This is a genomic window from Streptomyces sp. NPDC001858 (genome assembly GCF_053594615.1).
This window is the reverse complement of record NZ_JBSFEV010000001.1, coordinates 200182-225036: the sequence shown is the minus strand read 5'-3', so window position 1 is coordinate 225036 and position 24855 is coordinate 200182. Positions and strand designations below refer to the sequence as shown.

25 protein-coding genes and 3 tRNA genes are annotated in these 24855 nt (G+C 68.6%); 7 read left to right on the top strand and 21 right to left on the bottom strand.

What is annotated here, in order from left to right; translation table 11 throughout:
• Positions 1-99: 99 nt before the first annotated feature.
• The 10 genes from rpoB to ACWCPF_RS01095 form a co-directional block, all read right to left on the bottom strand.
• Entirely contained in the window at positions 100-3585 is a 3486-nt protein-coding gene (gene rpoB / locus ACWCPF_RS01140) for a DNA-directed RNA polymerase subunit beta (protein WP_451042864.1), read from the bottom strand.
• 576 nt (positions 3586-4161) lie between these two features.
• Complete coding sequence (gene rplL / locus ACWCPF_RS01135; protein WP_451043108.1) at positions 4162-4545, bottom strand: 50S ribosomal protein L7/L12; 384 nt, start codon at positions 4543-4545, stop codon at positions 4162-4164.
• A 108-nt stretch (positions 4546-4653) separates the two neighbouring features.
• A complete protein-coding gene (rplJ, locus tag ACWCPF_RS01130; RefSeq protein WP_450946110.1) occupies positions 4654-5184 on the bottom strand; it encodes a 50S ribosomal protein L10 in 531 nt (176 codons plus the stop codon).
• A 281-nt stretch (positions 5185-5465) separates the two neighbouring features.
• A complete protein-coding gene (locus ACWCPF_RS01125) occupies positions 5466-6497 on the bottom strand; it encodes a hypothetical protein (RefSeq protein ID WP_451042863.1) in 1032 nt (343 codons plus the stop codon).
• Between the two features lie 129 nt (positions 6498-6626).
• Positions 6627-7532 (bottom strand): hypothetical protein, encoded by a 906-nt coding sequence (locus ACWCPF_RS01120; RefSeq protein WP_451042862.1) that lies wholly within the window; start codon positions 7530-7532, stop codon positions 6627-6629.
• Between the two features lie 164 nt (positions 7533-7696).
• Complete coding sequence (gene rplA, locus ACWCPF_RS01115; protein WP_451042861.1) at positions 7697-8422, bottom strand: 50S ribosomal protein L1; 726 nt, start codon at positions 8420-8422, stop codon at positions 7697-7699.
• 89 nt (positions 8423-8511) lie between these two features.
• Positions 8512-8946 (bottom strand): 50S ribosomal protein L11, encoded by a 435-nt coding sequence (gene rplK / locus ACWCPF_RS01110; RefSeq protein ID WP_019072313.1) that lies wholly within the window; start codon positions 8944-8946, stop codon positions 8512-8514.
• Positions 8947-9116: 170 nt separating this feature from the next.
• Complete coding sequence (gene nusG / locus ACWCPF_RS01105; protein WP_351903908.1) at positions 9117-9962, bottom strand: transcription termination/antitermination protein NusG; 846 nt, start codon at positions 9960-9962, stop codon at positions 9117-9119.
• A gap of 80 nt (positions 9963-10042) precedes the next feature.
• Positions 10043-10330, bottom strand: a complete 288-nt coding sequence (secE, locus tag ACWCPF_RS01100; protein WP_451042860.1) for a preprotein translocase subunit SecE — start codon at positions 10328-10330, stop codon at positions 10043-10045.
• 113 nt (positions 10331-10443) lie between these two features.
• A tRNA-Trp gene (locus tag ACWCPF_RS01095) sits at positions 10444-10516 on the bottom strand.
• Positions 10517-10788: 272 nt separating this feature from the next.
• Here ACWCPF_RS01095 and ACWCPF_RS01090 point away from each other — a divergent pair.
• Together ACWCPF_RS01090 and ACWCPF_RS01085 are read left to right on the top strand one after the other, a co-directional pair.
• A complete protein-coding gene (locus tag ACWCPF_RS01090) occupies positions 10789-12015 on the top strand; it encodes a pyridoxal phosphate-dependent aminotransferase (RefSeq protein ID WP_451042859.1) in 1227 nt (408 codons plus the stop codon).
• Between the two features lie 123 nt (positions 12016-12138).
• Positions 12139-13170, top strand: a complete 1032-nt coding sequence (locus ACWCPF_RS01085) for an adenosine deaminase (protein WP_451042858.1) — start codon at positions 12139-12141, stop codon at positions 13168-13170.
• A 1-nt stretch (position 13171) separates the two neighbouring features.
• Here the strand turns inward: ACWCPF_RS01085 and ACWCPF_RS01080 are convergent, their stop codons facing one another.
• On the bottom strand, positions 13172-13762 hold the full coding sequence (locus tag ACWCPF_RS01080) for a TetR/AcrR family transcriptional regulator (protein WP_451042857.1): 591 nt from the start codon (positions 13760-13762) through the stop codon (positions 13172-13174).
• 99 nt (positions 13763-13861) lie between these two features.
• On the opposite strand from ACWCPF_RS01080, the gene ACWCPF_RS01075 reads away from it, so the two are divergent.
• Positions 13862-14494: an NAD(P)-dependent oxidoreductase gene (locus tag ACWCPF_RS01075; RefSeq protein ID WP_451042856.1), complete on the top strand. Its 633-nt coding sequence runs from the start codon at positions 13862-13864 to the stop codon at positions 14492-14494.
• 107 nt (positions 14495-14601) lie between these two features.
• On the opposite strand, the gene ACWCPF_RS01070 is transcribed toward ACWCPF_RS01075, so the two are convergent.
• From ACWCPF_RS01070 to ACWCPF_RS01035, 8 genes are all read right to left on the bottom strand, one after another.
• The gene (locus ACWCPF_RS01070; RefSeq protein ID WP_451042855.1) at positions 14602-15657 is read right to left on the bottom strand and encodes a UDP-N-acetylmuramate dehydrogenase; all 1056 of its coding nucleotides are present in this window, start codon (positions 15655-15657) and stop codon (positions 14602-14604) included.
• 128 nt (positions 15658-15785) lie between these two features.
• A complete protein-coding gene (locus ACWCPF_RS01065) occupies positions 15786-17291 on the bottom strand; it encodes a DHA2 family efflux MFS transporter permease subunit (RefSeq protein ID WP_451042854.1) in 1506 nt (501 codons plus the stop codon).
• 114 nt (positions 17292-17405) lie between these two features.
• Complete coding sequence (locus tag ACWCPF_RS01060; RefSeq protein WP_451042853.1) at positions 17406-17975, bottom strand: TetR/AcrR family transcriptional regulator; 570 nt, start codon at positions 17973-17975, stop codon at positions 17406-17408.
• A gap of 124 nt (positions 17976-18099) precedes the next feature.
• The gene (locus ACWCPF_RS01055; protein ID WP_451042852.1) at positions 18100-18528 is read right to left on the bottom strand and encodes a MaoC family dehydratase; all 429 of its coding nucleotides are present in this window, start codon (positions 18526-18528) and stop codon (positions 18100-18102) included.
• 7 nt (positions 18529-18535) lie between these two features.
• Positions 18536-19006, bottom strand: coding sequence for an FAS1-like dehydratase domain-containing protein (locus ACWCPF_RS01050; protein WP_451042851.1), 471 nt, complete (start codon positions 19004-19006; stop codon positions 18536-18538).
• A 128-nt stretch (positions 19007-19134) separates the two neighbouring features.
• Entirely contained in the window at positions 19135-19299 is a 165-nt protein-coding gene (gene rpmG, locus ACWCPF_RS01045) for a 50S ribosomal protein L33 (protein WP_018834916.1), read from the bottom strand.
• A gap of 88 nt (positions 19300-19387) precedes the next feature.
• Positions 19388-19460: transfer RNA gene (locus ACWCPF_RS01040), tRNA-Met, on the bottom strand.
• Between the two features lie 46 nt (positions 19461-19506).
• A tRNA-Thr gene (locus tag ACWCPF_RS01035) sits at positions 19507-19579 on the bottom strand.
• Between the two features lie 267 nt (positions 19580-19846).
• Between ACWCPF_RS01035 and ACWCPF_RS01030 the strand changes: the two genes are divergently transcribed.
• Positions 19847-21202, top strand: a complete 1356-nt coding sequence (locus ACWCPF_RS01030; protein ID WP_451042850.1) for a hydrolase — start codon at positions 19847-19849, stop codon at positions 21200-21202.
• 132 nt (positions 21203-21334) lie between these two features.
• Positions 21335-21991, top strand: coding sequence for an SDR family oxidoreductase (locus ACWCPF_RS01025; RefSeq protein ID WP_451042849.1), 657 nt, complete (start codon positions 21335-21337; stop codon positions 21989-21991).
• Positions 21992-22058: 67 nt separating this feature from the next.
• On the opposite strand, the gene ACWCPF_RS01020 is transcribed toward ACWCPF_RS01025, so the two are convergent.
• Positions 22059-22280, bottom strand: a complete 222-nt coding sequence (locus ACWCPF_RS01020; protein ID WP_451042848.1) for a hypothetical protein — start codon at positions 22278-22280, stop codon at positions 22059-22061.
• A gap of 98 nt (positions 22281-22378) precedes the next feature.
• Between ACWCPF_RS01020 and ACWCPF_RS01015 the strand changes: the two genes are divergently transcribed.
• Positions 22379-22657: a hypothetical protein gene (locus tag ACWCPF_RS01015; RefSeq protein WP_358800749.1), complete on the top strand. Its 279-nt coding sequence runs from the start codon at positions 22379-22381 to the stop codon at positions 22655-22657.
• A gap of 266 nt (positions 22658-22923) precedes the next feature.
• Positions 22924-23709 carry an NUDIX domain-containing protein gene (locus ACWCPF_RS01010; RefSeq protein WP_451042847.1) on the top strand — a complete coding sequence of 262 codons (786 nt, stop codon included), beginning with the start codon at positions 22924-22926 and terminating at the stop codon, positions 23707-23709.
• On the opposite strand, the gene ACWCPF_RS01005 is transcribed toward ACWCPF_RS01010, so the two are convergent.
• Positions 23693-24700: an XRE family transcriptional regulator gene (locus ACWCPF_RS01005; RefSeq protein ID WP_451043107.1), complete on the bottom strand. Its 1008-nt coding sequence runs from the start codon at positions 24698-24700 to the stop codon at positions 23693-23695. The genes ACWCPF_RS01010 and ACWCPF_RS01005 overlap by 17 nt on opposite strands.
• Positions 24701-24855: the final 155 nt, after the last annotated feature.

The following is a 24855-nucleotide window of genomic DNA, read 5'->3' as shown; positions in this document are numbered from 1 at the left end:
CCCTCTCAGGGTTGTAAGTCTTGGGGTCTGATACGGGGGTCTCGGGGCCGGCCGGAGGCTCAGGGATCTTCATCGCTGAACCTCCTGACCGAACTCCCGTCAGACCTCTTCGACGCTGCTCGGCTCGCGCCGGGACAGGTCGATGCCGAGCTCCTCCGCCGCGCGGAAGACGTCCTCGTCGGTGTCACGCATCTCGATGGACATACCGTCGCTGGACAGCACCTCCACGTTCAGGCAGAGCGACTGCATCTCCTTGATGAGCACCTTGAAGGACTCGGGGATGCCGGGCTCGGGGATGTTCTCGCCCTTGACGATGGCCTCGTAGACCTTCACGCGGCCGGTCACGTCGTCGGACTTGATGGTCAGGAGCTCCTGAAGGGCGTACGCGGCGCCATAAGCCTCCAGCGCCCACACCTCCATCTCACCGAAGCGCTGACCGCCGAACTGCGCCTTACCACCCAGCGGCTGCTGGGTGATCATCGAGTACGGACCGGTCGAGCGGGCGTGCAGCTTGTCGTCGACCAGGTGGTGCAGCTTGAGGATGTACATGTACCCGATGGAGATCGGGTCCGGGAACGGCTCACCGGAGCGGCCGTCGAACAGCCTCGCCTTACCGGTCGGCTGCACCATGCGCTCGCCGTCGCGGTTCGGGATGGTGTGCTGCAGCAGACCCGCCAGCTCGTCCTCACGCGCACCGTCGAAGACCGGGGTGGCGACGTTGGTGCCGGGGGCGACCGAGTCGGCGCCGATGACCTGCAGTCGCTGTGCCCAGTCGTCGGCGAGACCGGAGACGTCCCAGCCGCGGCTGGCGAGCCAGCCGAGGTGGATCTCCAGCACCTGTCCCGGGTTCATTCGGGACGGCACGCCGAGCGGGTTGAGGATGATGTCGACCGGGGTCCCGTCCTCGAGGAACGGCATGTCCTCGATGGGCAGGATCTTGGAGATGACACCCTTGTTGCCGTGCCGGCCGGCGAGCTTGTCGCCGTCCGTGATCTTGCGCTTCTGCGCCACGTAGACACGGACCAGCTGGTTCACGCCCGGCGGCAGCTCGTCGCCCTCTTCGCGGTCGAAGACGCGGACGCCGATGACCTTGCCGATCTCGCCGTGCGGGACCTTCAGCGAGGTGTCACGGACCTCACGGGCCTTCTCGCCGAAGATCGCGCGCAGCAGGCGCTCCTCCGGGGTCAGCTCGGTCTCGCCCTTGGGCGTGACCTTGCCGACCAGGATGTCGCCGGCGACGACCTCGGCGCCGATGCGGATGATGCCGCGCTCGTCGAGGTCGGCGAGGACCTCCTCGGAGACGTTCGGGATGTCCCGGGTGATCTCCTCGGGGCCGAGCTTGGTGTCACGGGCGTCGACCTCGTGCTCCTCGATGTGGATCGAGGAGAGGACGTCGTCCTGCACGAGGCGCTGCGACAGGATGATCGCGTCCTCGTAGTTGTGACCCTCCCACGGCATGAAGGCGACGAGCAGGTTCTTGCCCAGCGCCATCTCGCCGTTCTCGGTGGCCGGACCGTCGGCCAGGACCTGGCCCTCGATGATCCGGTCGCCCTCGTTGACGATGACCTTCTGGTTGACCGAGGTGCCCTGGTTGGACCGGGCGAACTTGGCCAGGCGGTACGTGATGTACGTGCCGTCGTCGTTCGTCGTGGTGATGTAGTCCGCGGAGACCTCCTGGACCACACCCGCCTTCTCGGCCTTGACCACGTCACCGGCGTCGGCTGCGGAGCGGTACTCCATGCCGGTGCCGACGAGCGGGGACTCGGACTTGATGAGGGGCACGGCCTGACGCATCATGTTCGCGCCCATGAGGGCGCGGTTGGCGTCGTCGTGCTCCAGGAACGGGATCATGGCGGTCGCGACCGACACCATCTGGCGCGGCGAGACGTCCATGTAGTCGACGTCGTCACCGGGGACGTAGTCGATCTCTCCGCCACGACGGCGGACCAGGACGCGGGACTCCTCGAAGCGGAACTCCTCGGAGAGCGGCGCGTTGGCCTGCGCGATGACGAAGCGGTCCTCCTCGTCGGCGGTCAGGTAGTCGACCTCGTCGGTGACCGTGCCCTCGACGACCTTGCGGTACGGCGTCTCGATGAAACCGAACGGGTTGATCCGGCCGTAGGAGGCGAGCGAGCCGATCAGACCGATGTTCGGGCCTTCCGGCGTCTCGATCGGGCACATGCGGCCGTAGTGCGACGGGTGGACGTCACGGACCTCGAAGCCGGCCCGCTCACGGGACAGACCACCCGGGCCGAGCGCGTTGAGACGACGCTTGTGCGTCAGACCCGACAGCGGGTTGTTCTGGTCCATGAACTGCGACAGCTGGCTGGTGCCGAAGAACTCCTTGATGGAGGCGACGACCGGCCGGATGTTGATCAGGGTCTGCGGCGTGATCGCCTCGACGTCCTGGGTCGTCATCCGCTCGCGGACAACGCGCTCCATACGAGCCAGACCCGTACGGACCTGGTTCTGGATCAGCTCGCCGACGCTGCGGATACGACGGTTGCCGAAGTGGTCGATGTCGTCGGTCTCGACCATGATCGAGCGACCCGACTCGGCCACCGTCTCGGTCTCACCGGCGTGCAGCTTCACCAGGTACTTGATCGTGGCGATGATGTCGTCGGTGGTGAGCACGCCGGCGTCCAGCGGCTCGTCCGCGCCGAGCTTCTTGTTCACCTTGTAGCGGCCGACCTTCGCGAGGTCGTAGCGCTTGGGGTTGAAGTAGAGGTTCTCGAGCAGCGTCTGCGCGGCCTCACGGGTCGGCGGCTCGCCCGGACGCAGCTTGCGGTAGATGTCGAGCAGCGCGTCGTCCTGGCCCTGGGTGTGGTCCTTCTCCAGGGTGGCGCGCATGGACTCGTACTCGCCGAACTCCTCCAGGATCTGCTCGGTCGTCCAACCGAGAGCCTTCAGGAGAACGGTGACGGACTGCTTGCGCTTGCGGTCGATGCGCACACCGACCATGTCGCGCTTGTCGATCTCCATCTCCAGCCAGGCGCCCCGGGACGGGATGATCTTGGCGGAGAAGATGTCCTTGTCGGACGTCTTGTCGATGGAGGAGTCGAAGTAGACACCCGGCGAACGGACCAGCTGCGACACCACGACACGCTCGGTGCCGTTGATGACGAAGGTGCCCTTGTTGGTCATGAGCGGGAAGTCGCCCATGAAGACCGTCTGGGACTTGATCTCGCCGGTCTCGTTGTTGGTGAACTCGGCCGTCACGAAGAGCGGGGCCGCGTACGTGAAGTCGCGGTCCTTGCACTCGTCGATGCTGTTCTTCGGCGGCTCGAAACGGTGGTCGCGGAAGGTCAGCGACATCGACCCGGAGAAGTCCTCGATCGGGGAGATCTCCTCGAAGATCTCCTCCAGACCGGACTTCGTGGGGACGTCCTGACCGGACTCCAGAGCCGCCTCGACCCGACTCTGCCAGGCGGTGTTCCCGAGCAGCCAGTCAAAGCTCTCGGTCTGCAACGCGAGCAGGTTGGGAACCTCGAGGGGCTCCTTGATCTTTGCAAAGGAGATGCGCAGCGGGGCGGTGCTGGCGCCGTTGTTCGTATTCGCGGTCGAGGCGTTGCGCGAGGCGGCCAAGAGGGGGTCCTTCCGAGGGCTCGGACTCACTACGCGCGTACCGGCCCCTCTCTCGCGCACAGAGACAGACATTCTCAATCTGGCAAAAGGCCAGGTGAGACGTGGTCTGATCGTCTGGGCTAAAGGGAGGGCATGCCCCTGGTGACGGGCAGGGGACAGCTAACAGGCAGCGCAAAGGGTCAGTGTAGCCACTTGGCACACTGATGTCCAGTGCGGGTTCTTCGAGACCCTCGTGGTTCTCAACGCCCTCGGTCCGGTTAGCCCTCAACGCACGGTCATACTGCCCACTTCGTCGTCGATCCATGCCTCGGATTCGGATCCTTGTGACGACGCGTCCTGAGAATTGCGCGCTGCGTGCGGTTCGTCAAGGCCCCCCTACGCCCACCAGGGCGCTCGGAGACACGACGAAGATCACCATACCCCCCGGTCAGGGGGGTGCAAGGCAACCGTGGCCGCGCTCCCAGGAACGCCGAAGAGCGACCACCCAGATGGATGATCGCTCTTCGGTGCGTGGGCGTTACAGCCCCGGAGGGACTCTTTCAGCCGACGCGTGCGGTCGTCGCCGACCGCGTGGTGTTACTTGACCTCGACGGAGGCGCCGGCGGCCTTGAGGGACTCGGCAGCCTTCTCCGCGGCCTCCTTGGCGACCTTCTCGAGAACGGGCTTCGGGGCGCCGTCCACGAGGTCCTTGGCCTCCTTGAGGCCCAGGGAGGTCAGCTCACGCACGACCTTGATGACCTGGATCTTCTTCTCGCCGGCGCCGGTGAGGACGACGTCGAACTCGTCCTGCTCCTCGACGGCCTCGGCGGCGGCGGCCGGACCGGCCGGACCGGCGACGGCGACGGCCGCGGCGGCGGTGACGTCGAACTTCTCCTCGAACGCCTTCACGAACTCGGAAAGCTGGATGAGGGTCATCGTCTCGAACTCGGCGAGCAGTTCGTCCTGGGTGAGAGCCACGATGGCTTCCCTTCACTAATTCGGCTGGTGCCGGGTGTGTACATGTCTGGCGGGCGTACGTTCGGCCCGCGACGACCGCTGCCTCAGGCGGCGGTCATTTCGGGAGCCGAATTACTCGGCACCGCCCTGCTCTTCGAGCTTGACGCGAAGCGCCTCCGCGGTGCGGACGAACTTCGACGGAAGCGCCTGGAACAGCGAAGCAGCCTGAGACTGCTTGCCCTTGAAGGCACCCGCCAGCTTGCTGAGCAGAACCTCGCGGGACTCGAGGTCCGCAAGCTTCTTGATCTCGTCGGCGGACAGCGCCTTGCCGTCAAGGACACCGCCCTTGATGACGAGGTTCGGGTTGTCCTTGGCGAAGTCACGAAGACCCTTCGCCGACTCCACCGGGTCACCGGTGATGAAGGCGACCGCCGTCGGACCGTTGAACAGGTCGTCGAGCGTAGAGATCCCGGCCTCGTTGGCCGCAATCTTGGTCAGCGTGTTCTTCACCACGGCGTACTGGGCGTTCTCACCGAGCGAACGACGCAGCGTCTTGAGCTGCGCCACGGTGAGACCCCGGTACTCGGTCAGCACAGCGGCGTTCGAGCTGCGGAACGCGTCCGTGAGCTCGGCTACCGCGGCAGCCTTGTCGGGCCTTGCCATAGAGCGTCGGCCTCCTTCCGGGTGATGAGGACCGCTCAGAAGGGGCTGGACAAACGAAACGCCCCGGCACAGGTGCACGGGGCGTAGCTCGACCGAACGAATTCCGTGAGCGGATTCCATCCGGGAGCAATTCCACAGTCACCTGCGCGGGTCGTCCGCCTGGCAGCGGATCCTTCGGCCACCGCGCTCTCCTATGAGGGCACGGCAACGACCAGCGGTCTTTGGCTTCCTGAGGAGACTACGTGAACGGGCCACCGCCAAGCAAATCCGCCCGTACGGGCTCAGACGGCGGGTGCCGAATCGAGGTCTTCGAGACCTTCGAGGTCTTCGAGACCATCGATGCCTTCGAGGTCTTCGAGGTCCAGGTCTGCCAGCTCGTCGGCCAGCTCCTCGTCCAGCTCCGGGTCGCCGGTGCTGCCGTCCTCGCCGAAGCCGCTCCGCGCGAGCTCCTTGAACATCTCGCCCATGTCGAAGGTCTCGGCCGCGGGCGGCACCTCGACCTCGGCCTTCGTGCCGTAGTCGGAGAACGTCATGCTCATCTTGAGGTCCCCCTCGGGAGTGTCCATCCCGACGTCCATACGCACCGGGAGGTCGTCCTCGTTGACCCAGACCTCGGTGTCGTAGCCCGTGATGCCGGCCTTCTCGATCCCCTTGAGGAGCTTGTCGCGCTCCTTGGGCTTGAGCACGTCCAGGGAGTTGCCGGAGTCCAGCATCTCCTTCACCGTGAGCGTGCCCTTGTAGTGCTCGGCCTGGGTGCCGTCGATCTTCTCGCTGCCGATGCGCTTCAGGTTGGGCGAGTCGAGCAGCAGGGCGAGTTGCTCGGTCGGGTCCTGGTTCATGCTCTCCAGGCCGGACGTCATCTGCTTCTGGAGCTCCGCGTCACCGCTGGCCTCCGCCAGGGCCGCGAAGTCCATCTTCATCCAGCGCTTGCCGTCCATCTCGGCCGGGCTGTCGGCGCCCATGTCCGTGTACATCACGTTGTCCCGGAGGATCATCCGCATGCGCTCCGGGGCGTCCGGATCCGCCGCGAGGGCGGAGCCCGACATCGTGACGTCCATGACGGTCGGGTCCCAGCCCATGATCCCGGTCATCTTCATGTCGCCGCCGTCTTCGAGGGCGGCCGGCATGGACATCGTCATGGTGACCCGGGCGGACTTGGCCTCGGCCGTCTTCTCGAAGGCGGCCGTGAGGACCTGGGCAGCGGACCGCGACACGTTGTCGGCCCCGCTCTTCCCGCTGTTTCCGCAGGCCACGGCGCCGGTCAGCAGCAGTGCCGTGGTCGCGGCCGCGGCGGTCTTGTGCGTTCTGTTCATATGTCCCCCCGGGACCTCGTGACGCGCCGCGACATGCTGTGACGCGTTGTGACGCGTTTCCCCCCGCGCCCCTGCCGAGGACCGACCATATCCTGAGACGCTCTTTGCCGTCCCGTGGGTTTCCGGGTCTCAGCCCGCCGACTGCTGCTTGACCAGCTCCGTGAAGTCCGCCGTGTCGCTCGGCGGCGGCACGTCCGCAACGACCTCGGTGCCGTAGTCGCTGTAGTAGGCGGTCTGCATGTACGCGCCCGCCGTCGTCTCGCCCTTCTCGACCTTCTTGACCAGGAGGTCCTGGTCGTCGACCCAGATGTCGACGGTCTCGGTGGTGACGCCCGCCTGCTCCAGCGTCTTCTTCAGGTCGTCGAGCTGGCTCTGGCTGAGGCTGGAGTTCTTCTCGGCGAGGTCGCTCACATCGACCGTCCCCGAGTAGTGCGTGGTCTGCCGGCCCCGCACCCGCTCCTCGCCGACCTCCCGCACATCCCCGGAGGCCAGCAGCAGCTTCACCGACTGGTTCGGGGTGGTGTTCTGCATCTGGTCCTTCAGATACGCGCCGGAGCTGCCGCCGAGGCTCTCCAGGTCGTCGTACGCGTACTTGATCCAGTGCTTGCCGCCGGCCTGCTCCGCGAAGGCGTCGCCCATCTTCGCGTAGTAGGCGTCGGGCAGATAGCGGGCCTCCATCGACGTGCTGCCGATCTGCCGCATCTGCTCGGCCATGGTGCCGCCGGTGTAGGTGATGGTGAGGGTGCCGGTGAGGCCGTCGCCCCAGCCGAGGGCGCCCTCGGCCGTCATCGACATCACGGTGCCCATGCTCGTGGTCGACTCGACCTTCGCGGAGTCGGCGCCATCGGTGGACTTCTCGGCGCTGAGCAGGGCGGCGACGGGGCTGAGCCGCGGGTTGTCGTCCCCACCCTTGCCGGAACCGCCGGTCCCGCCCGAGCCGCTGGAACCGCCGGACCCGCTGCAGGCGGTCACCCCCGCCACCAGCGTCAACGCACCGATCGACAGGCCTACGCGGCGCACAGTCACACGCTTCACTCGCCCCACCCCCAAGTTTTCTCCCGTGACTGCACGCTAACGCACAGCACTGACAACCGACCGAAGACAGCTGTACGAAAAAAGAGCCGTACGACAAAAAGGGACGAGCCCCGCACCTCAAAAGGTTGCGGGGCTCGTCGCCGACCGATGGCGAACCGTCAGGTTCAGACCGCGGCCGGGTCCTCCTCGACGAGAAGGTTCCGGGTGCGGTTGGGGTCGACCGGGATGCCGGGGCCGATCGTGGTGCTGATCGCGGCCTTCTTGATGTAGCGACCCTTGGCGGCGGACGGCTTCAGACGAAGGATCTCGTCCAGGGCCGCGCCGTAGTTCTCCACCAGCTTGGTGTCGTCGAAGGACGACTTGCCGATGATGAAGTGCAGGTTCGAGTGCTTGTCGACGCGGAACTCGATCTTGCCGCCCTTGATCTCCGTGACGGCCTTGGCCACGTCGGGGGTGACCGTGCCGGTCTTCGGGTTCGGCATCAGACCACGCGGACCGAGCACGCGGCCGAGGCGGCCGACCTTGCCCATGAGGTCCGGGGTGGCGACGACGGCGTCGAAGTCCAGACGGCCCTTCGCAACCTCGTCGATCAGTTCGTCGGAGCCGACGATGTCGGCGCCCGCGGCCTCTGCGGCCGCAGCACGGTCACCGGTCGCGAAGACCAGGACCCGGGCGGTCTTGCCGGTGCCGTGCGGCAGGTTCACGGTGCCACGGACCATCTGGTCGGCCTTGCGCGGGTCGACACCCAGGCGGAAGGCGACCTCGACGGTGCCGTCGAACTTGCTCGTGGAGGTCTCCTTGGCGAGACGCACGGCCTCGAGCGGGGCGTAGAGCTTGTCCCGGTCGACCTTGGCGTCCGCAGCGCGGAGAGACTTGCTGCGCTTGCTCACTACTGCTCCTGATGTTGTTCTGAGGAGTCGTGGTAACGGGCCGAGCAGGCCCTGCCACGTACTGCTGAAGGCTTATGCGGGGTTGGGGCTCAGCCCTCGACCGTGATGCCCATGGAACGGGCGGTGCCGGCGATGATCTTCGACGCGGCGTCCAGGTCGTTGGCGTTCAGGTCGGGCAGCTTGGTCGTGGCGATCTCGCGGACCTGCGCCTGCGTGATCTTGGCGACCTTGGTCTTGTGCGGCTCGCCCGAGCCCTTCTCGACACCCGCGGCCTTGAGGATCATCTTCGCGGCCGGCGGCGTCTTGGTGACGAAGGTGAAGGAACGGTCCTCGTAGACCGTGATCTCCACCGGGATCACCCAGCCACGCTGCGACTCGGTCGCGGCGTTGTAGGCCTTGCAGAACTCCATGATGTTGACGCCGTGCTGGCCGAGCGCGGGGCCGACCGGCGGTGCGGGGTTCGCCGCACCGGCGTTGATCTGGAGCTTGATGAGCCCCGTGACCTTCTTCTTCTTGGGAGGCATTGCTCTCTCCGGGTCCTAGTGAGAGTTTTTCAGCCTTCCCATCCGGATGATCCGGATGGAGGCATACCGCACAACAATAACGGGTATCTATGCGCGGCCAAAAACCGAGCAGGTCAGGCGAGCTGTGACAGCCCGCCTGACCTGGTCGGAGGCGTGTGTTCCAGAAGGAGCTAGTTCTTCTGGATCTGGTCGAAGCTCAGCTCGACCGGGGTCTCGCGGCCGAAGATCTCGACGAGGCCCTTGACCTTCTTCGAGTCGGCGTTGATCTCGTTGATCGTGGCCTGCAGCGTGGCGAACGGGCCGTCGGTGACGGTGACCGAGTCGCCCACCTCGAAGTCCAGCACCTGGACCTCGACCTTGCGGGCCGGAGCCGGCTTGCCCTCGGCCTCGGCGGCCTCACGGGCGGCCTTCTCCTCGGCCTCCGGGGCGAGCATCTTGACGATCTCGTCCAGGGTCAGCGGGTACGGGTCGTAGGCGTTGCCCACGAAGCCGGTGACGCCGGGGGTGTTGCGGACGACGCCCCAGGACTCGTTCGTCAGGTCCATGCGCACCAGCACATAGCCGGGGAGCTTGTTCTGACGGATGGTCTTGCGGTCGCCGTTCTTGATCTGGACGACCTCTTCCTGCGGCACCTCGGCCTGGAAGATGTAGTCCTCGACGTTCAACGAGACGGCGCGCTGCTCCAGGTTGGTCTTCACGCGGTTCTCGTAGCCGGCGTACGTGTGGATCACGTACCACTCGCCGGGGAGGGTGCGCAGTTCCTCGCGCAGGGCGACGACGGGGTCGACGGGCTCGGCCGGCTCTTCTTCCTCGGCCTCTTCGACGACGTCCTCGTCGGCTTCCTCGTCCGCGGCTTCCTCGTCCTCATCCTCGACGTGGAGTGCGGCTTCCTCGGCGGGCTCGCCCGCTTCGGCCTCGGCAGCCTCGAACTCGTCCAGGTCATCGTCCGCGCCCTCGACGATGTCGAGCTCGTCGTCCACGGACTCGACGTCCTCGTTCAGGTTCTGGTCAGACACGGTGGCTGCTTCTTCCTGGATACATAGGGGTGGAACATGCGAAAGGGGCGCCGGATACCTCGGCGCCCTTCGCTCTTGGTTCAGCCGAAGACGTACTTGGCGGCGTGGCTGAGTCCATAGTCAATCACGGTCACCAGGCCGATCATGATGACCACGAAGACGATCACCACGGTCGTGTACGTAGTCAGCTGGCCACGCGTGGGCCATACGACCTTGCGGAGCTCCGCGACGATCTGGCGGTAGAACAGCGCGAGTCGCTTCAGCGGGCCCTTCTTGGCGCGCTTGCCGCCCTTACGGGTCTTCTTCGCCGCCTCAGGCACTTCGTCCTGGGCATCAGGCGTATCGATGGAGCCCACGGCGTCCGCCATTCGTCCTCACCTGTTCCCGGGTCGTGGCCGTGCCGCGCCCGGTCTGAGCCGCACGGCGAGTGCATTGCTGTACGTACATGCGCTGCGCACACATCCTGGCAAGGTGTGTGTAGCAGGGCCGGAGGGACTTGAACCCCCAACCGCTGGTTTTGGAGACCAGTGCTCTACCAATTGAGCTACGACCCTTTGTGTCTTCCCCAACTTACCGCATCCGCGCGGGTGCTCGGTGTGCACCTGTCGCGGCGCGGCTGTTGAAGGCCAACGACGTGTGAGTGTACGTGGTCTTGAGCGCCTCGTCGAACGGAAAGTGCCCGTGGGGGCTTCGTCCGCGAAAGATCGTCCGGCGCGGACGGGGAGGGACCGGCGGATCCGGACGGATGTGCGGCGCGCTGCCCGTACATGTTCAGTAGATGAAACCCGTGTGCCGCGGTGGTTTCCGGTCTGAAACCATGGGCCCCATGAGCGCTGCAACCTCTCCCACCGAGCGCCGGGTCTCCGCCCGCGTCGGCGCGATCTCCGAGTCCGCCACTCTCGCCGTGGACGCCAAGGCCAAGGCCCTGAAGGCCGCCGGGCGGCCGGTGATCGGCTTCGGCGCCGGCGAGCCCGACTTCCCGACCCCGGCCTACGTGGTCGAAGCCGCCGTCGCGGCCTGCCAGGACCCCAAGTACCACCGCTACACGCCCGCCGGCGGTCTGCCCGAGCTGAAGGCCGCGGTCGCCGCGAAGACGCTGCGCGACTCCGGCTACGAGGTCGAGACCTCGCAGATCCTGATCACCAACGGCGGCAAGCAGGCCATCTACAACGCGTTCGCCGCGATCCTCGACCCGGGTGACGAGGTCATCGTCCCGGCGCCGTACTGGACCACGTACCCGGAGTCGATCCGGCTGGCCGGCGGTGTCCCGGTGGAGGTGGTCGCCGACGAGACGACCGGCTACCGGGTCTCCGTCGAGCAGCTGGAGGCCGCGCGCACCGAGAACACCAAGGTCGTGCTCTTCGTCTCCCCCTCCAACCCGACCGGCGCGGTCTACAGCGCCGAGGACACCGAGGCGATCGGCCGCTGGGCCGTCGAGCACGGCCTCTGGGTGATGACGGACGAGATCTACGAGCACCTCGTCTACGGCGACGCCACGTTCACCTCGCTGCCCGCGGTCGTGCCCGAGCTGCGCGACAAGTGCATCGTCGTCAACGGCGTCGCCAAGACGTATGCGATGACCGGCTGGCGGGTGGGCTGGATCATCGGCCCGAAGGACGTCGTCAAGGCCGCGACGAACCTCCAGTCGCACGCCACCTCGAACGTCTCCAACGTGGCGCAGGTCGCCGCGCTGGCCGCCGTCTCCGGTGACCTGTCGGCCGTCGAGGAGATGCGCGAGGCGTTCGACCGCCGCCGCAAGACGATCGTCCGGATGCTCAACGAGATCGACGGCGTGCTCTGCCCGGAGCCCGAGGGCGCCTTCTACGTGTACCCCTCGGTGAAGGCGCTGCTCGGCAAGGAGATCCGCGGCAAGCGCCCGCAGGACTCGGTCGAGCTGGCCGCGCTCATCCTGGAGGAGGTCGAGGTCGCGGTGGTGCCGGGCGAGGCCTTCGGCACCCCGGGCTATCTGCGTCTGTCGTACGCGCTGGGCGACGAGGACCTCGTCGAGGGCGTGAGCCGCATCCAGAAGCTGCTGGCGGAGGCCAGGGACTGACATCGGCTTTTTGAACGGGGGGTGGTCCCGAATTCGGGACCACCCCCCGTTGCTGTGTGCGAGCAAGACCACGTTCGGGGAAACGGCTACCGGGAGGACATCGACGTACGGCAGGATCGCTGAATGGAGCGTGTACGTGATGTCTCTGAACTGCCGAAAGCCCATCTGCACCTGCACTTCACCGGGTCGATGCGGGCCACCACCGTGCTGGAACTGGCCGAGAAGTACGGCGTGCGCCTGCCCGAAGCGCTGATCGAGGCGCTGACGAGCGGCGAGCCGCCGAAGCTGCGGGCCACGGACGAGCGGGGCTGGTTCCGCTTCCAGCGCCTCTACGACGCGGCACGCTCGTGCGTGCGGGAGCCCGAGGACATCCAGCGGCTGGTCCGGGAGGCCGCCGAGGAGGATCTGAAGGACGGCTCGGGCTGGCTGGAGATCCAGGTCGACCCGACGTCGTACGCGCCCCGGCTGGGCGGGCTGATCCCGGCGCTGGAGATCATCCTGGACGCCGTCGAGACGGCCTCGCGCGACACCGGGCTCGGGATGCGGGTACTGGTCGCGGCGAACCGGATGAAGCACCCGCTGGACGCCCGCACCCTGGCCCGGCTGGCCGTCCGGTACGCCGACCGCGGAGTGGTCGGGTTCGGCCTGTCGAACGACGAACGGCGGGGCATGGCGCGGGACTTCGACCGCGCGTTCGCGATCGCGCGGGACGGCGGGCTGCTGTCCGCCCCGCACGGCGGCGAGTTGACCGGCCCGGCCTCCGTCCGTGACTGCCTGGACGATCTGCACGCCAATCGGCTGGGCCACGGGGTGCGGGCGGCCGAGGACCCCAGGCTGCTGAAGCAGCTCGCCGACCGGGGCGTGACCTGCGAGGTGTGCCCGGCGTCGAACGTCGCCCTGGGCGTCTACGAGAAGCCGGAGGACGTCCCGCTGCGCACCCTGTTCGACGCGGGCGTGCCGATGGCCCTGGGCGCCGACGACCCGCTGCTGTTCGGCGCCCGCCTCGCGGCCCAGTACGACATCGCGCGCCGCCACCACGCCTTCACGGACGAGGAGTTGGCGGAGCTGGCCCGCCAGTCGGTACGCGGTTCGGCGGCCCCGGAGGACGTACGCGCGAAGCTGCTGGCGGGCGTGGACGACTGGCTGGCGGTCTGAGCTATCGGCCGGCGATGCCGGCCAGCAGGGTGCGGGCCAGCCGTTCGGCGAACCCGTCCGCCTCCGGCCGCTCCTCCGCCGCGTCGTAGGCGAACGCCCGCTGCGCACAGGCCCCCATCAGCAGCGAGGCGGCGGCGAACGGGTCCGCGTCCGCCCGCACCCGGCCCACGCCCTGCTCGGCCCGCAGATACGCGGCGAGCTGCTCGATCGGCACATGGGGGCCCACGCCGAGGTCCCGCATGGCCTCGTCGTGCCGCCGCTTGAGCTGGGTCTCGGCGTACAGGGAAGCCGCGATCGGGAAGCTCTGCTCGTAGAAGTGGGCCGCCTGGCGGGCGATCTCCGTGAGGTTTCCCTCCAGCGTGCCCCGGCCCGGCTCGGCGGCCAGGCTGCTCAGCAGCGGGCCCAGCCGGGGCAGCCGTTCCGCGAGGACCCGGATGAACAGCTCCTCCTTGCTCGCGAAGTACTTGTAGAGCGCCGCCTCGGAGCAGCCGGCCGCCTTCGCGATCTGCTTGGTCGTGGCGCGGGACAGTCCGACGGTGAGCATCAGCTCGTGCGCGGCGTCGAGGATGCGCACGCGGGCCGGTCGATCCATGCGGGTTCCCCTCTTGACGGGTGAGTGAACGCTTACCCACTATAGAGGAAGCAGGGGTGAGTGAATACTCACCCACCCAACGGGGAGTGGGAGCTCGTCATGAAGTTCACCGTTTTCGGCGCCACCGGAGGCATCGGCCGGGAGATCGTCCGCCAGGCCCTGGAGGCGGGCCACGAGGTCACCGCCGTCGTACGGGACCCGGCCGGGCTCGCCGTCACCGGCGCCCGCCTGGAGGTCGTCCGCGCGGACCTGACCGATCCGGAGGCGCTGCGGCCCGCCGTGGCGGGCCGGGACGCCGTCCTGTCCGGGCTCGGCGCACGCGAGCGCAAGGCCGCCGGGGTCGCCACCCGGCTCACCCGTACGGTGCTGTCCGCCCTGGAGGCCGAGCACGTGCGCCGGCTGCTCGTGGTGAGCGCCGGCCCGGTCGGCCCCGAGCCGGCGGGCGACGGATTCCTGGACCGCACGGTGCGCGGGATCGTCTCGGCGGCCCTGAAGGACGTGTACGCCGATCTGCGCGAGATGGAGGCGGAGCTGACGCGCAGCGCCACGGAGTGGACGGTCGTCCGGCCGCCGCGGCTCCAGAACAAGCCGGTCACCGGGTCGTACCGGACGGTGGTGGGCGGCTTCCCGCCCAAGGGCCGCTTCATCGGACGCGCCGATGTGGCGCACGCGATGCTCGCCATGGTGGCGGACACGGGGACGGTGAAGCAGGGGGTGGGGGTGGCCTACTAGGGCCCGGGCCTGGAGGCCTGGAGATGCCCAAGAGGTCTCTAGGGGCTTAGGGGGTCTAAGGGTCGGGTCTAAGGGTCTAGAGGTCTCTAGAGGCTGACGCCCACTCTCTAGAGGCTGACGCCCACCATCACCGGCTCGTTGACCAGGGTGACGCCGAAGGCCTCGCGTACCCCGGCGACGACCTCGCGGGCCAGCGCCAGCAGGTCCTCCGTGGTGGCCGCTCCGCGGTTGGTGAGGGCGAGGGTGTGCTTGGTCGAGATGCGGGCGGGCCCGCTGCCGTACCCCTTGGTGAAGCCCGCCTTGTCGATCAGCCAGGCCGCCGACGTCTTCGTGTGCCCCTCGCCGGCCGGGTACGCGGGCGGCTCCACGCCGTCGCCCAGCCGCTCCCGCACGCGCGCGTGGAACAGCGCGAAGCCGGCGTCGGTGAGGATCGGGTTGGTGAAGAACGAGCCGGCCGACCAGGTGTCGTGGTCCTCGGGGTCCAGGACCATGCCCTTTCCGGCGCGCAGTGCGAGCACGGTCTCGCGGGCCTCGGCGAGCGGTACCCGGTCCCCTGGCTCGACGCCCAGCGCGCGTGCCGTCTCGGCGTACTTCAGGGGCGCCGACAGCCCGTCCGCCTCCTCCAGTTCGAACCGGACGCGCAGGACGACGTACCGCTCGGGGTCGGCCTTGAAGCGGCTGTGACGGTAGGAGAAGGCGCACTCTTCGGCGGTGAGCGCGACCGTCTCGCCCGCGCGGCGGTCGTAGGCGATGACCTCGGTGATCGTCGAGGAGACCTCCTGGCCGTACGCCCCGACGTTCTGGATCGGGGTGGCGCCCGCCGATCCGGGGATGCCGGCCAGGCACTCGATGCCGGCGAGCCCAGCCTCCACGGTGCGGGCGACGGCGTCGGTCCACACCTCACCCGCCGCCAGTTCCAGCCGGGGCCCGACGAGTTCGCACCCCCGGGTGGCGATGCGCAGGGCGGTGCCCTCGAAGCCCTTGTCGCCGACGACGAGATTCGACCCGCCGCCGACGATCAGCAGCGGTGTGCCGGCCGCGTCGGCCTCGCGCACGGCGGCGATCACCTCGGCGTCGGTCGTCGCGGTCACCAGCCTGGTGGCGGGACCGCCCAGCCGGAAGGTGGTCAGCGGGGCGAGCGGGGCGTCCTGGAGTTCCTGCACGCGCCCAAGCCTACGAGACGGCACTGACACCCCTGCCCGCCCGGACCGACAGCCGCGCCCGCCTCACCGCACGCGCGCGTACGGCCCCGCCGAGGTGGACGGGGCCGTACGCGTGCGTGCCGGGCTTCTCAGCGGGCGGCGCTCTCCAGTGCGGACGCCGACGGCTCGACCTCGGCTCCGGCTTCGACTCCAGCCTCGGCCTCGGCTCCGGCTCCGGTCTCGGCGTCGATCACGACCTGGGCCGCGCGCCGCCCGGCCGGTATCAGCAGGGCCGCGATCCCGGCGAGGGCCACCACGGCCGAGCCGGTGACCAGCGCGGGCCGCAGTCCATCGACGAAGGCCTGGCCGGACTCGTAGCCGCCCTGCGCCGAGAAGATCGACGCCATGACCGCGACGCCGAGGGCGCCGCCGACCTCTCGCAGCGCGTTGTTGGCGCCGGAGGCGATCCCTTGCTCCTGCGGGCGGACGCTGGACATCACCAGGTTGGCGGCCGGGGCGAAGAACAGCGCCATGCCGATGCCGCTGACGATCAGACCGGGCAGTTGGACGGCATAGGAGGCGTCGACGGTCGCCACGGCGGCCATCCAGCCGAGCCCGGCGGCCTGGAGGAAGAGCCCGGCGGCGACGACCGGTCGGCCTCCGACGCGGTCGGAGAGGATGCCGGCGATCGGCGCGACGAGCATCGGCATCCCGGTCCAGGGCAGCATCCTGAGGCCCGCCTCGGTGGGCGAGTAGCCGAGCACGCCCTGCATGTACTGGCTGAGCAGGAATATCGAGCCGAACATCCCCAGGAACATCAGCAGGCTCGCGGCGTTGATCCCGGCGAAGGCGCGGGAGCGGAACAGCCGCATCGGCAGCATGGGGTTCCTGGCCCGCAGCCCGTGCAGGACGAAGGCGACGAGCAGGACCCCGCCCGCGATCAGGCCGGTGAGCACGAGCGGGCTCGTCCAGCCGTCGGCGGGCCCGCGCACCAGGCCGTAGACGAGCCCGAAGAGGCCGCCGCTGGCGAGCAGCGTGCCGCGGATGTCGAGCGGGGTGCCGGCGCCGTACGACTCGGCGAGGCGCAGCCGGGCGAGCGGCAGCAGGGCGAGGCCCAGCGGAACGTTCAGCCAGAAGATCCAGTGCCAGGACACGTGTTCGGTGAGGCTGCCGCCGATGAGCGGTCCGGAGGCGACCGCGAGCCCGTTGACGGCCCCCCAGATCCCGTACGCCATCCCGCGCTTGGCGGCGGGCACGGCGGCCGTGAGCAGGGTGAGCGTCAGCGGCATCATGACGGCCGCGCCGACGCCCTGGACGGCGCGGGCGGCGATGAGGGAGCCGATCCCGGGCGCCATGGCCGCGGCGGCGGAGGCGGCGGTGAAGACGGTGAGTCCGACGAGGAACATCCGGCGGCGGCCGAACCGGTCGCCGAGCGCCGCACCGAACATGAGCAGCACGGCGAAGGTGAGCGTGTAGGCGCTCACGGTCCATTCGAGGTCGCCCAGCCCTCCGCCGAGGTCCTTGCGGATGGACGGCAGGGCGGTGGTGACGACGAGGTTGTCGAGGGCCGCCATGAATCCGGCGACGCTGGTGATGACGAGGGCCCAGACGGCTCCCCCGCGACGTTCGGTCGGACGTGCTTTCTGCTGTGACATCGCTCCCCCAGCGGTTGATCGATCTTCGGTTAGTAATTGATAACTAACTTTCGCGGTCAAAAAAATGGGCCCGAACCCACGCTCCCCGACCGCCTGCTTCCTGCTTCGCGCTTCCTACTTCTCCAGCCGGCCCTTCAGCCGAGCCGAGGGATACATCCCTTCCCAGACCCGATGCTCGGGCGCGAACCCCATGGCCACCAGGCAGTTGATGAGCATGCCGTACGCCAGGAAGACCGTCGTCCCGTTCGCATCGGCGCCGAGCGGCACATGGACGGTGTCCCACAGCCGCATCCACCCGGCCCGCACGGCCTCGCCGAAGGCGTGGTCGCCCTCCGCCTCCGCGGCGGCCACCGCGACGTACATCTGCATCTGCATCATCAGCCGCTCGGGCTGCTCCGCGATCATCCGGGTGTACGCGTTCGCCATGGCGTGCAGGGCTTCTTCGCCCTCCAGCCCCTTGCCGGCCTCCTCGAACGTACGGACGGTGTCGTCCATGCAGCGCTCGGAGGCGGCGAGGAAGATCGCCTTCTTGCCCGGGAAGAGCCGGAAGAGATACGGCTGCGAAACACCCACGCGCTTGGCGATCGTCTCGGTGGACGTGCCGTGATAGCCGCCCCGCGCGAACTCGCTCGTCGCCGCGCGGATGACGCTCTCGCGCCGCTCCTCTGCACTCATCCTGACCATGTGACTAAGTTAGTGCTCAATCACTAACTAAGTCAAGGGGTGGCCGTATGTAAGGGGCGCCTCTGCATGGAGAGCGCCCCTTACCGTGTGCTGCGATGGCCCGTGGTCGGCGGGCGCTCGGCCCTCAGGCCAGCCGTACGACCGCCCGGGACATCCCGAGCACCTTCAGCCCGCCGCTGGTGACCGTCAGGTCGACCCGCACGGTGTTGTCGTCGAGCTTGGCGCCCACCTTGCCGGTGACCTCGATCACGGCGCCCTGGTCGTCGTTCGGGACGACGACGGGCTTGGTGAAGCGCACGCCGTAGTCCACGAGCGCGCCCGGGTCGCCGGTCCAGTCGGTGACGACGCGGATCGCCTCGGCCATGGTGAACATGCCGTGCGCGATGACGTCCGGCAGGCCCACCTCCTTGGCGAACTTCTCGTTCCAGTGGATGGGATTGAAGTCCCCGGAGGCGCCCGCGTACTGCACGAGCGTGGCGCGGTTCACAGGGAAGGTCTGGGCCGGCAGCTCGGTGCCGACCTCGACGTCGTCGTAAGCGATCTTCGCCGTCATCGGTTCCTCACGCCTCTCCGTCGGCTGCCGCCGGCTCCGCGGCACGGGCGACGAGCTTGGTCCAGGCGGTCACGACGTGCTCGCCGGCCTCGTCGTGGACCTCGCCACGGATGTCCAGGATGTCGTTGCCCGCCATGGACTTGACGGCCTCGATGGTCGAGACGACCGAGAGCCGGTCACCGGCGCGCACCGGCCGCTTGTAGGCGAACTTCTGGTCGCCGTGCACGACGCGGCTGTAGTCGAGCCCGAGCTGCGGGTCGCGGACGACCACTCCCGCCGCCTTGAAGGTGATCGAGAACACGAAGGTCGGCGGCGCGATCACATCGGCGTAGCCGAGCGCCTTGGCGGCCTCCGGGTCGGTGTACACCGGGTTGGCGTCCCCCACGGCCTCGGCGAACTCGCGGATCTTCTCCCGGCCGACCTCATAGGGATCGGTGGGCGGGTAGCTCCGCCCGACGAAGGACTGGTCGAGCGCCATGGGCCTCGGCACCTCCTGATTACTGTGCGTCGCTCTGCGTCGGCGTCGCTCTACTGACCGGTACGGGTCGCTCAACGACACGAGGCCGCCCCCGATCACTCGGGGACGGCCTCGCATACGAGCCTGATTTATCGCGTTTCGCGGTGCGCGGTGTGCGCGTTGCAACGCGGGCAGTGCTTCTTCATCTCCATTCGATCCGGGTTGTTACGCCGGTTCTTCTTGGTGATGTAGTTCCGCTCCTTGCACTCCACGCAGGCCAGCGTGATCTTCGGGCGGACGTCGGTGGCAGCCACAGGAGTGCTCCTTGACGAACGGATGGGACTATTAACGCATAGAAGAGTAGCCGATCGAAGGACCGACCCCGCAATCGGCTACTGTCAGTAGCGGTGACCGGACTTGAACCGGTGACACAGCGATTATGAGCCGCTTGCTCTACCGACTGAGCTACACCGCTTTGATGAGATCGGGCCCCGCCTCGCGACGGGAACCTCACCCACCAGAGCCCCAATACGGAATCGAACCGTAGACCTTCTCCTTACCATGGAGACGCTCTGCCGACTGAGCTATTGGGGCGAGCGATGAAGACATTACACGGTCCGCAGCCGTTCACCCAAATCCGTTTGGCAAGGCCCTCCAGGGCCGTCCCCAGGCCCGATTTCCCAAGGTCCCGGCGGTCTCCCGAGCCCCTCCAGCACGGCTGACCACAGCGGTACGACTATTGCGCTCCTCCCCGCTCGCGCCGAACCGCCGCCCTAGGCTCGACTCACTCTGTGTGATCTTGCGTCCCCCGCGTGGCCCGCCCGATCTCGCAGTGGACCGTCGCCGAGCCCCGGGAGCGCGATGCCCGACAGCCAGCCGCAGCCGCCCCCGTCGTGGTCGTCCTCGTCCGGCACCCCGGGAGGCTCGCCGGACCCGGCCGCCCTCCTGCTGTGCGGGGCCCGGCTCACGGACGGCCGGACCGTGGACGTACGGCTGGGCCACGGGCGCATCGAGGCGGTCGGCACGGCCGGCAGCCTGGCGGCCGGTCCGGTCCGCGGCGGCGCGCGCGTGGACCTCGGCGGCTACCTCCTGCTCCCGGCCCCCGCGGAGCCGCACGCGCACGCCGACACGGCGCTCACGGCCGACGCCGACGGTCCCGTCTCGTACGCCCCCGAGGACGTCCAGCGCCGTGCCACGGAGGCCGTGCTGCTGCAACTGGGCCATGGCGCGACGGCGCTGCGCGCACACGTGCGCGTGGGCGACGTCCAGGGGCTCGGCGCGCTGACCGCGGTCCTGCGGGCCCGGCGTTCGCTGCACGGGCTCGCCGAGCTGACGGCCGTGGCGATGCCCCGGGTGCTGACCGGAGCGGCCGGGGCGGACGGCCTCGCCATGTTGCGGGACGCGCTGAAGATGGGCGCCTCGGCGGTGGGCGGCTGCCCGGACCTGGACCCCGACCCCACCGGTTACGTGGAGGCCGTGCTCGAGGTCGCCGCCGAACACGGCTGCCCGGTCGACCTGCACACCGACGCCACCGACCCCGCCCGGCTCGCCCGCCTGGCCGCGGTGGTCGGCGGGCTGCGTCCCGGCGTCGCCCTCAGCCCCTGCGGCGGCCTCGACCGGCTGCCCGCCGAGACGGCCGGCCGCACCGCCGACCAGCTGGCCGCGGCGGGCGTGACGGTCGTCTGCCTCCCCCAGGGCGGCTGCCGGGCCGTCGAGCACCGGGGCACGGCGCCCGTACGGCTGCTGCGCGCGGCCGGGGTGCGGGTGGCGGCGGGCAGCGGGGCGCTGCGGGACGTCTCCAACCCGGTGGGCCGCGGCGACCCCCTGGAGGCGGCCTACCTCCTCGCCTCGCGCCACGGTCTGCGTCCCGAGGACGCCTACGACGCGGTGAGCACGCACGCGCGTGCCGCCCTGGGCCTGCCCGAGGTCCGCGTGGAGGCGGGCTTCCCGGCCGACCTGCTGGCCGTCCGGGGCGACCGGCTGGCAAGCGCGCTGTCACTGGCGTACAGCCGGATCGTGATCCACCGGGGCCGCGTGGTGGCCCGCACGAGCGCGGTCCGCGAGTACTGCAACTCGGCGAGCGGGAGCGCGACCGGGACTGCGACCGCGACAGCGACAGCGACAGCGACAGCGACTGAGCTGGGACTGCCGCGACAGGGGAAGCGGGGCGAGCGGAGGGAGCGGGGCGAGCGAGGGGAGCGTGGGGAGCTCCCGTAACGCGGCGGTCGTGCTGCGAGTTGGGGCCGGCGCGACGCAGGCGGGGCGGGTGGCGGAAGTGTCTGGAGGGCGCGTCGAGGGCCGGCCGAAGTCGTGCGGCGGATGCGGCTGTCCGGGCGTACGGTCGAAGGCATGCGCATTGTCATCGCTGGTGGTCATGGTCAGATCGCGCTGCGGCTGGAGCGTCTGCTCGCCGCGCGCGGGTACGAGGTCGCGGGGATCATCCGCAAGGCCGAGCAGGGCGACGACCTGCGGGCGGCCGGCGCCGAACCGATCGTCCTCGACCTGGAGTCGGCGACCGTCGAGCAGGTCGCGGAGCGGCTGCGGGGCGCGGACGCGGCGGTGTTCGCGGCGGGCGCGGGACCGGGCAGCGGGGTGACCCGCAAGGACACCGTGGACAAGGGCGCGGCGGTGCTGTTCGCGGACGCGGCGGTCCGCGCGGGCGTACGGCGCTTCGTCGTCGTGTCGTCCATGGGCGCGAACCCCGCCCACGAGGGCGACGAGGTCTTCGACGTCTACCTGCGCGCCAAGGGCGATGCGGACGCGCACGTGCAGGGCCTGGACTCCCTCGATTGGACGATCCTGCGACCCGGGGCGCTCACGGACGACGCCGGCACCGGTCTGGTCCGCCTGGAGGCCCGTACGGGCCGCGGTCCCGTCCCTCGCGACGACGTAGCCGCCGTACTGACGGAACTGCTGGAGACCCCGGCGACGTCCGGCCTGACCCTGGAGCTGATCAGCGGCTCGGCGCCGGTGTCGGTGGCGGTGAAGGCGGTGGCGGGGAACTGAGGGAGGCCGCCGAACGGCCACCGAACGGCCGCCGGAAGGCCCCTCGGCAGGGCGCGCTGGACGTGCGCTAGAAGAGGGGCAGCTGGCCGGGGAACTCCGGGACCGCGTACCCGTCCAACGACGGCTGGACTGCGCCCAGTTGCGCCGGCCTGCGTGAGCCCGGGCAGGAGACGAGATCCCCGGTCCCCCGCGCCCCCGGTGGGTCATGCCGGGCGAACCGTCCGGCGACGACGGCGATCTCGCGACGGCACTCGGGGCACGTTCTACGACGGCTGGACACGCTGGACATGGGGCCAGTCTGCCCCAGTGGGCCACGCGGGTACCCCCGGGCAGGACGCGCCCCGCTCGCCGCGCGGAAGCGCCGCCGCCTACCTAGCATCCGTATACGTGGCACATACCTTCGAGGAACTCGTGCAGAAGCAACGCGCGGCCGACGAGGCACACGCGAGGGTCGAAGAGCTGCGGGACGCGTACGGCGCGCCCACGGCCGCCCCCTGGTCGGAACTCCAGACCGACACCTACGAAACGGCCTGGCGCGCCTGGCGCGACCTCGCCCGCGACGTCCAGTCCGCGGTGACCGAGTACGCCAAGGACGAGGGGAAGGCCCGCAACGATGTGGAGGCGGAGGTGAAGAGAACGGCGAAGGGCCCGTCACCTACTGCTTAGGTAGGTGACGGGCCCTTCGCTCTCAGCGTGGCGGCGCCAGGATTCGAACCTGGGAAGGCTGAGCCGGCAGATTTACAGTCCTCTCAAGATCGCGCCTAGGCATGCCGTCTGACCTGGGGTTTCTCACCACCTTAGAAAGGGGTAGCCACATCCCGTCCACGTCTCGTCCTGATCTTGAAAAATCCGCACGCGGAAGGACCGGGGGAAGCGTGACCCATGGCCGCTACGCTGGTACGCACCACGGCAGAACGGGGAGTGCTCCGCGCATGGGACCGAAGACGACCAAGGTCTACGAGACGCTTCGCGAACGGCTCGCCTCCGGGCAGTACACCGCCGGCGACAAGTTCCCGTCCGAACGCACCCTGACCGAGGAACTCGGCATAGGCCGAACAGCGCTGCGGCAGGTACTCGCCCGTCTGGTGTCTGAGGGCGCGCTGGAGGTTCACGGCCGCAGTTCGTACCGAGTTCCCGGTGCCGTGACGGTGAAGACGCCCGAGGGGCTTGAGCCGTGGCAGATCCATGGCGAACGCGACCTGTACGACAACCAATGGGTCAAGCTTCAACTGTGGGACGTTGAACCGCCCGGAGTCGAGCGGTTCGAGCACCACGTGGTGAAGCTTCAACATGTGGCGATTACGGCGGTGGTCGACGACCAGGACCGTGTACTCATGATGTGGCGGTATCGGTTCGTCCCGCAGCGATTCGGTTGGGAACTACCCGGCGGCATCGTGGACGCGGGGGAAGAACCGGCAGAAACCGCATTGAGGGAAGTCGTAGAGGAAACGGGTTGGCGACCGAATCCCGTTGAGCACGTCGTCACCTATCAGCCCATGGTGGGCATGGTGGACTCGCCACACGAAATCTTCATCGCGTACGGCGCGGAAAAGGTCGGCTCACCGACGGACCTCGAAGAAGCCGGCCATATCGAATGGGTCCCCTTGGCCGATATTCCGGGACTCATGGCGCGCGGCGAATTGCTGGGGTCCGGAACTCTGGTTGCCCTGCTCCACATCCTTGCGACTCGCGGCAAGGGCGTCACAGCCGCTCGCTGAGCAGATCAACACGTCGGCGCTGCCGCACCGAACCGGTGCGGCTCGCCAGCAATCGAGCCTGCCTCAGGTGGTTCTGCGCGTCGTCATACTCGGCTCGCGCCAGATGAGCCTGAGCCAAGTCGGTGTGCAAGCCGGCTCGCGCCCGCACAAAGGTGGGGTCCATTACCTTCAAGGCGTCATAGAGGCTGGTTACGGCTCCCGCGTCCCCGAGTAGGCCGAGAACGTTGCCATGCCATCGGGTGAGATGCGAGCCATTGAGAAAAATGCTGAGCATATCCGGGTCACGATCCTCAAGCCCGTCGGGTATGCACTCCATTGCCTTTTCCAAGGCACGGTGGCAATCGTCGACCATTCCAGCATGGGCGCAGAGTTCCGCTTCTGTCGCACGTAGCCATGCCCAAAGCCGGGGCGATCCATCATTCCCCAGGGTTCGCTGAGCGTCGCGAACCAACTCGACTCCGAGCGCCGGCCGCCCCGCCTCACAGAGCACGTACGCCTGTTCTCCCATGGCGTGCGCGAGATACATCGGAGCCTCAGCTTCCCGCGCGGCACGCTTTGCGAGTTCGTAATGCCGCCATGCTCGCTCGACCGCCCCTGAGTCGATTGCCTGCCATGCGGCAAGGGTCGACGCTCCGGCGAGCGCAACCGCCAGAGGGCGGCGCGCAGCTGGCAGCACGGCAAAGTTCAGCGCTTCCTCAAGAGCCGAGAGATGCCCCGTCATCTGGTCGACGAGACCAGCCGCACCCATCTGGCGGTCCATCGTGCGAAGCAACTCTGTCTGAGCGTTGAACGCGCTCACCATGGACTCACTGACGCTGGTGGCTGAATCGATCCTGCTGAGCAGGTCGTCATAACCGTCTGCCACCGGAGTCACCGGCGTACCGGGGGCATCCCTCAGCTCCGCGTCGGTGACACCGAGAAGCTTGCGCAGGATGCCCGCGTACCGGTCCGAGATCGAGCGCTTGCCGTTCTCCCACTCGGACACGTACACCCGCAAACTCGCGGTTGAGGCCACGTCAGCAAGGTTCTGCCGGGCGTACTGCTCGACCTCGCGAACCAGTCGCTCCTGAGACCAGCCACGCGCCGTCCGCGCGCTCCGAAGTCCTGAACTCACAGGCCACCACCCGACGTTGCCACCGATCACCG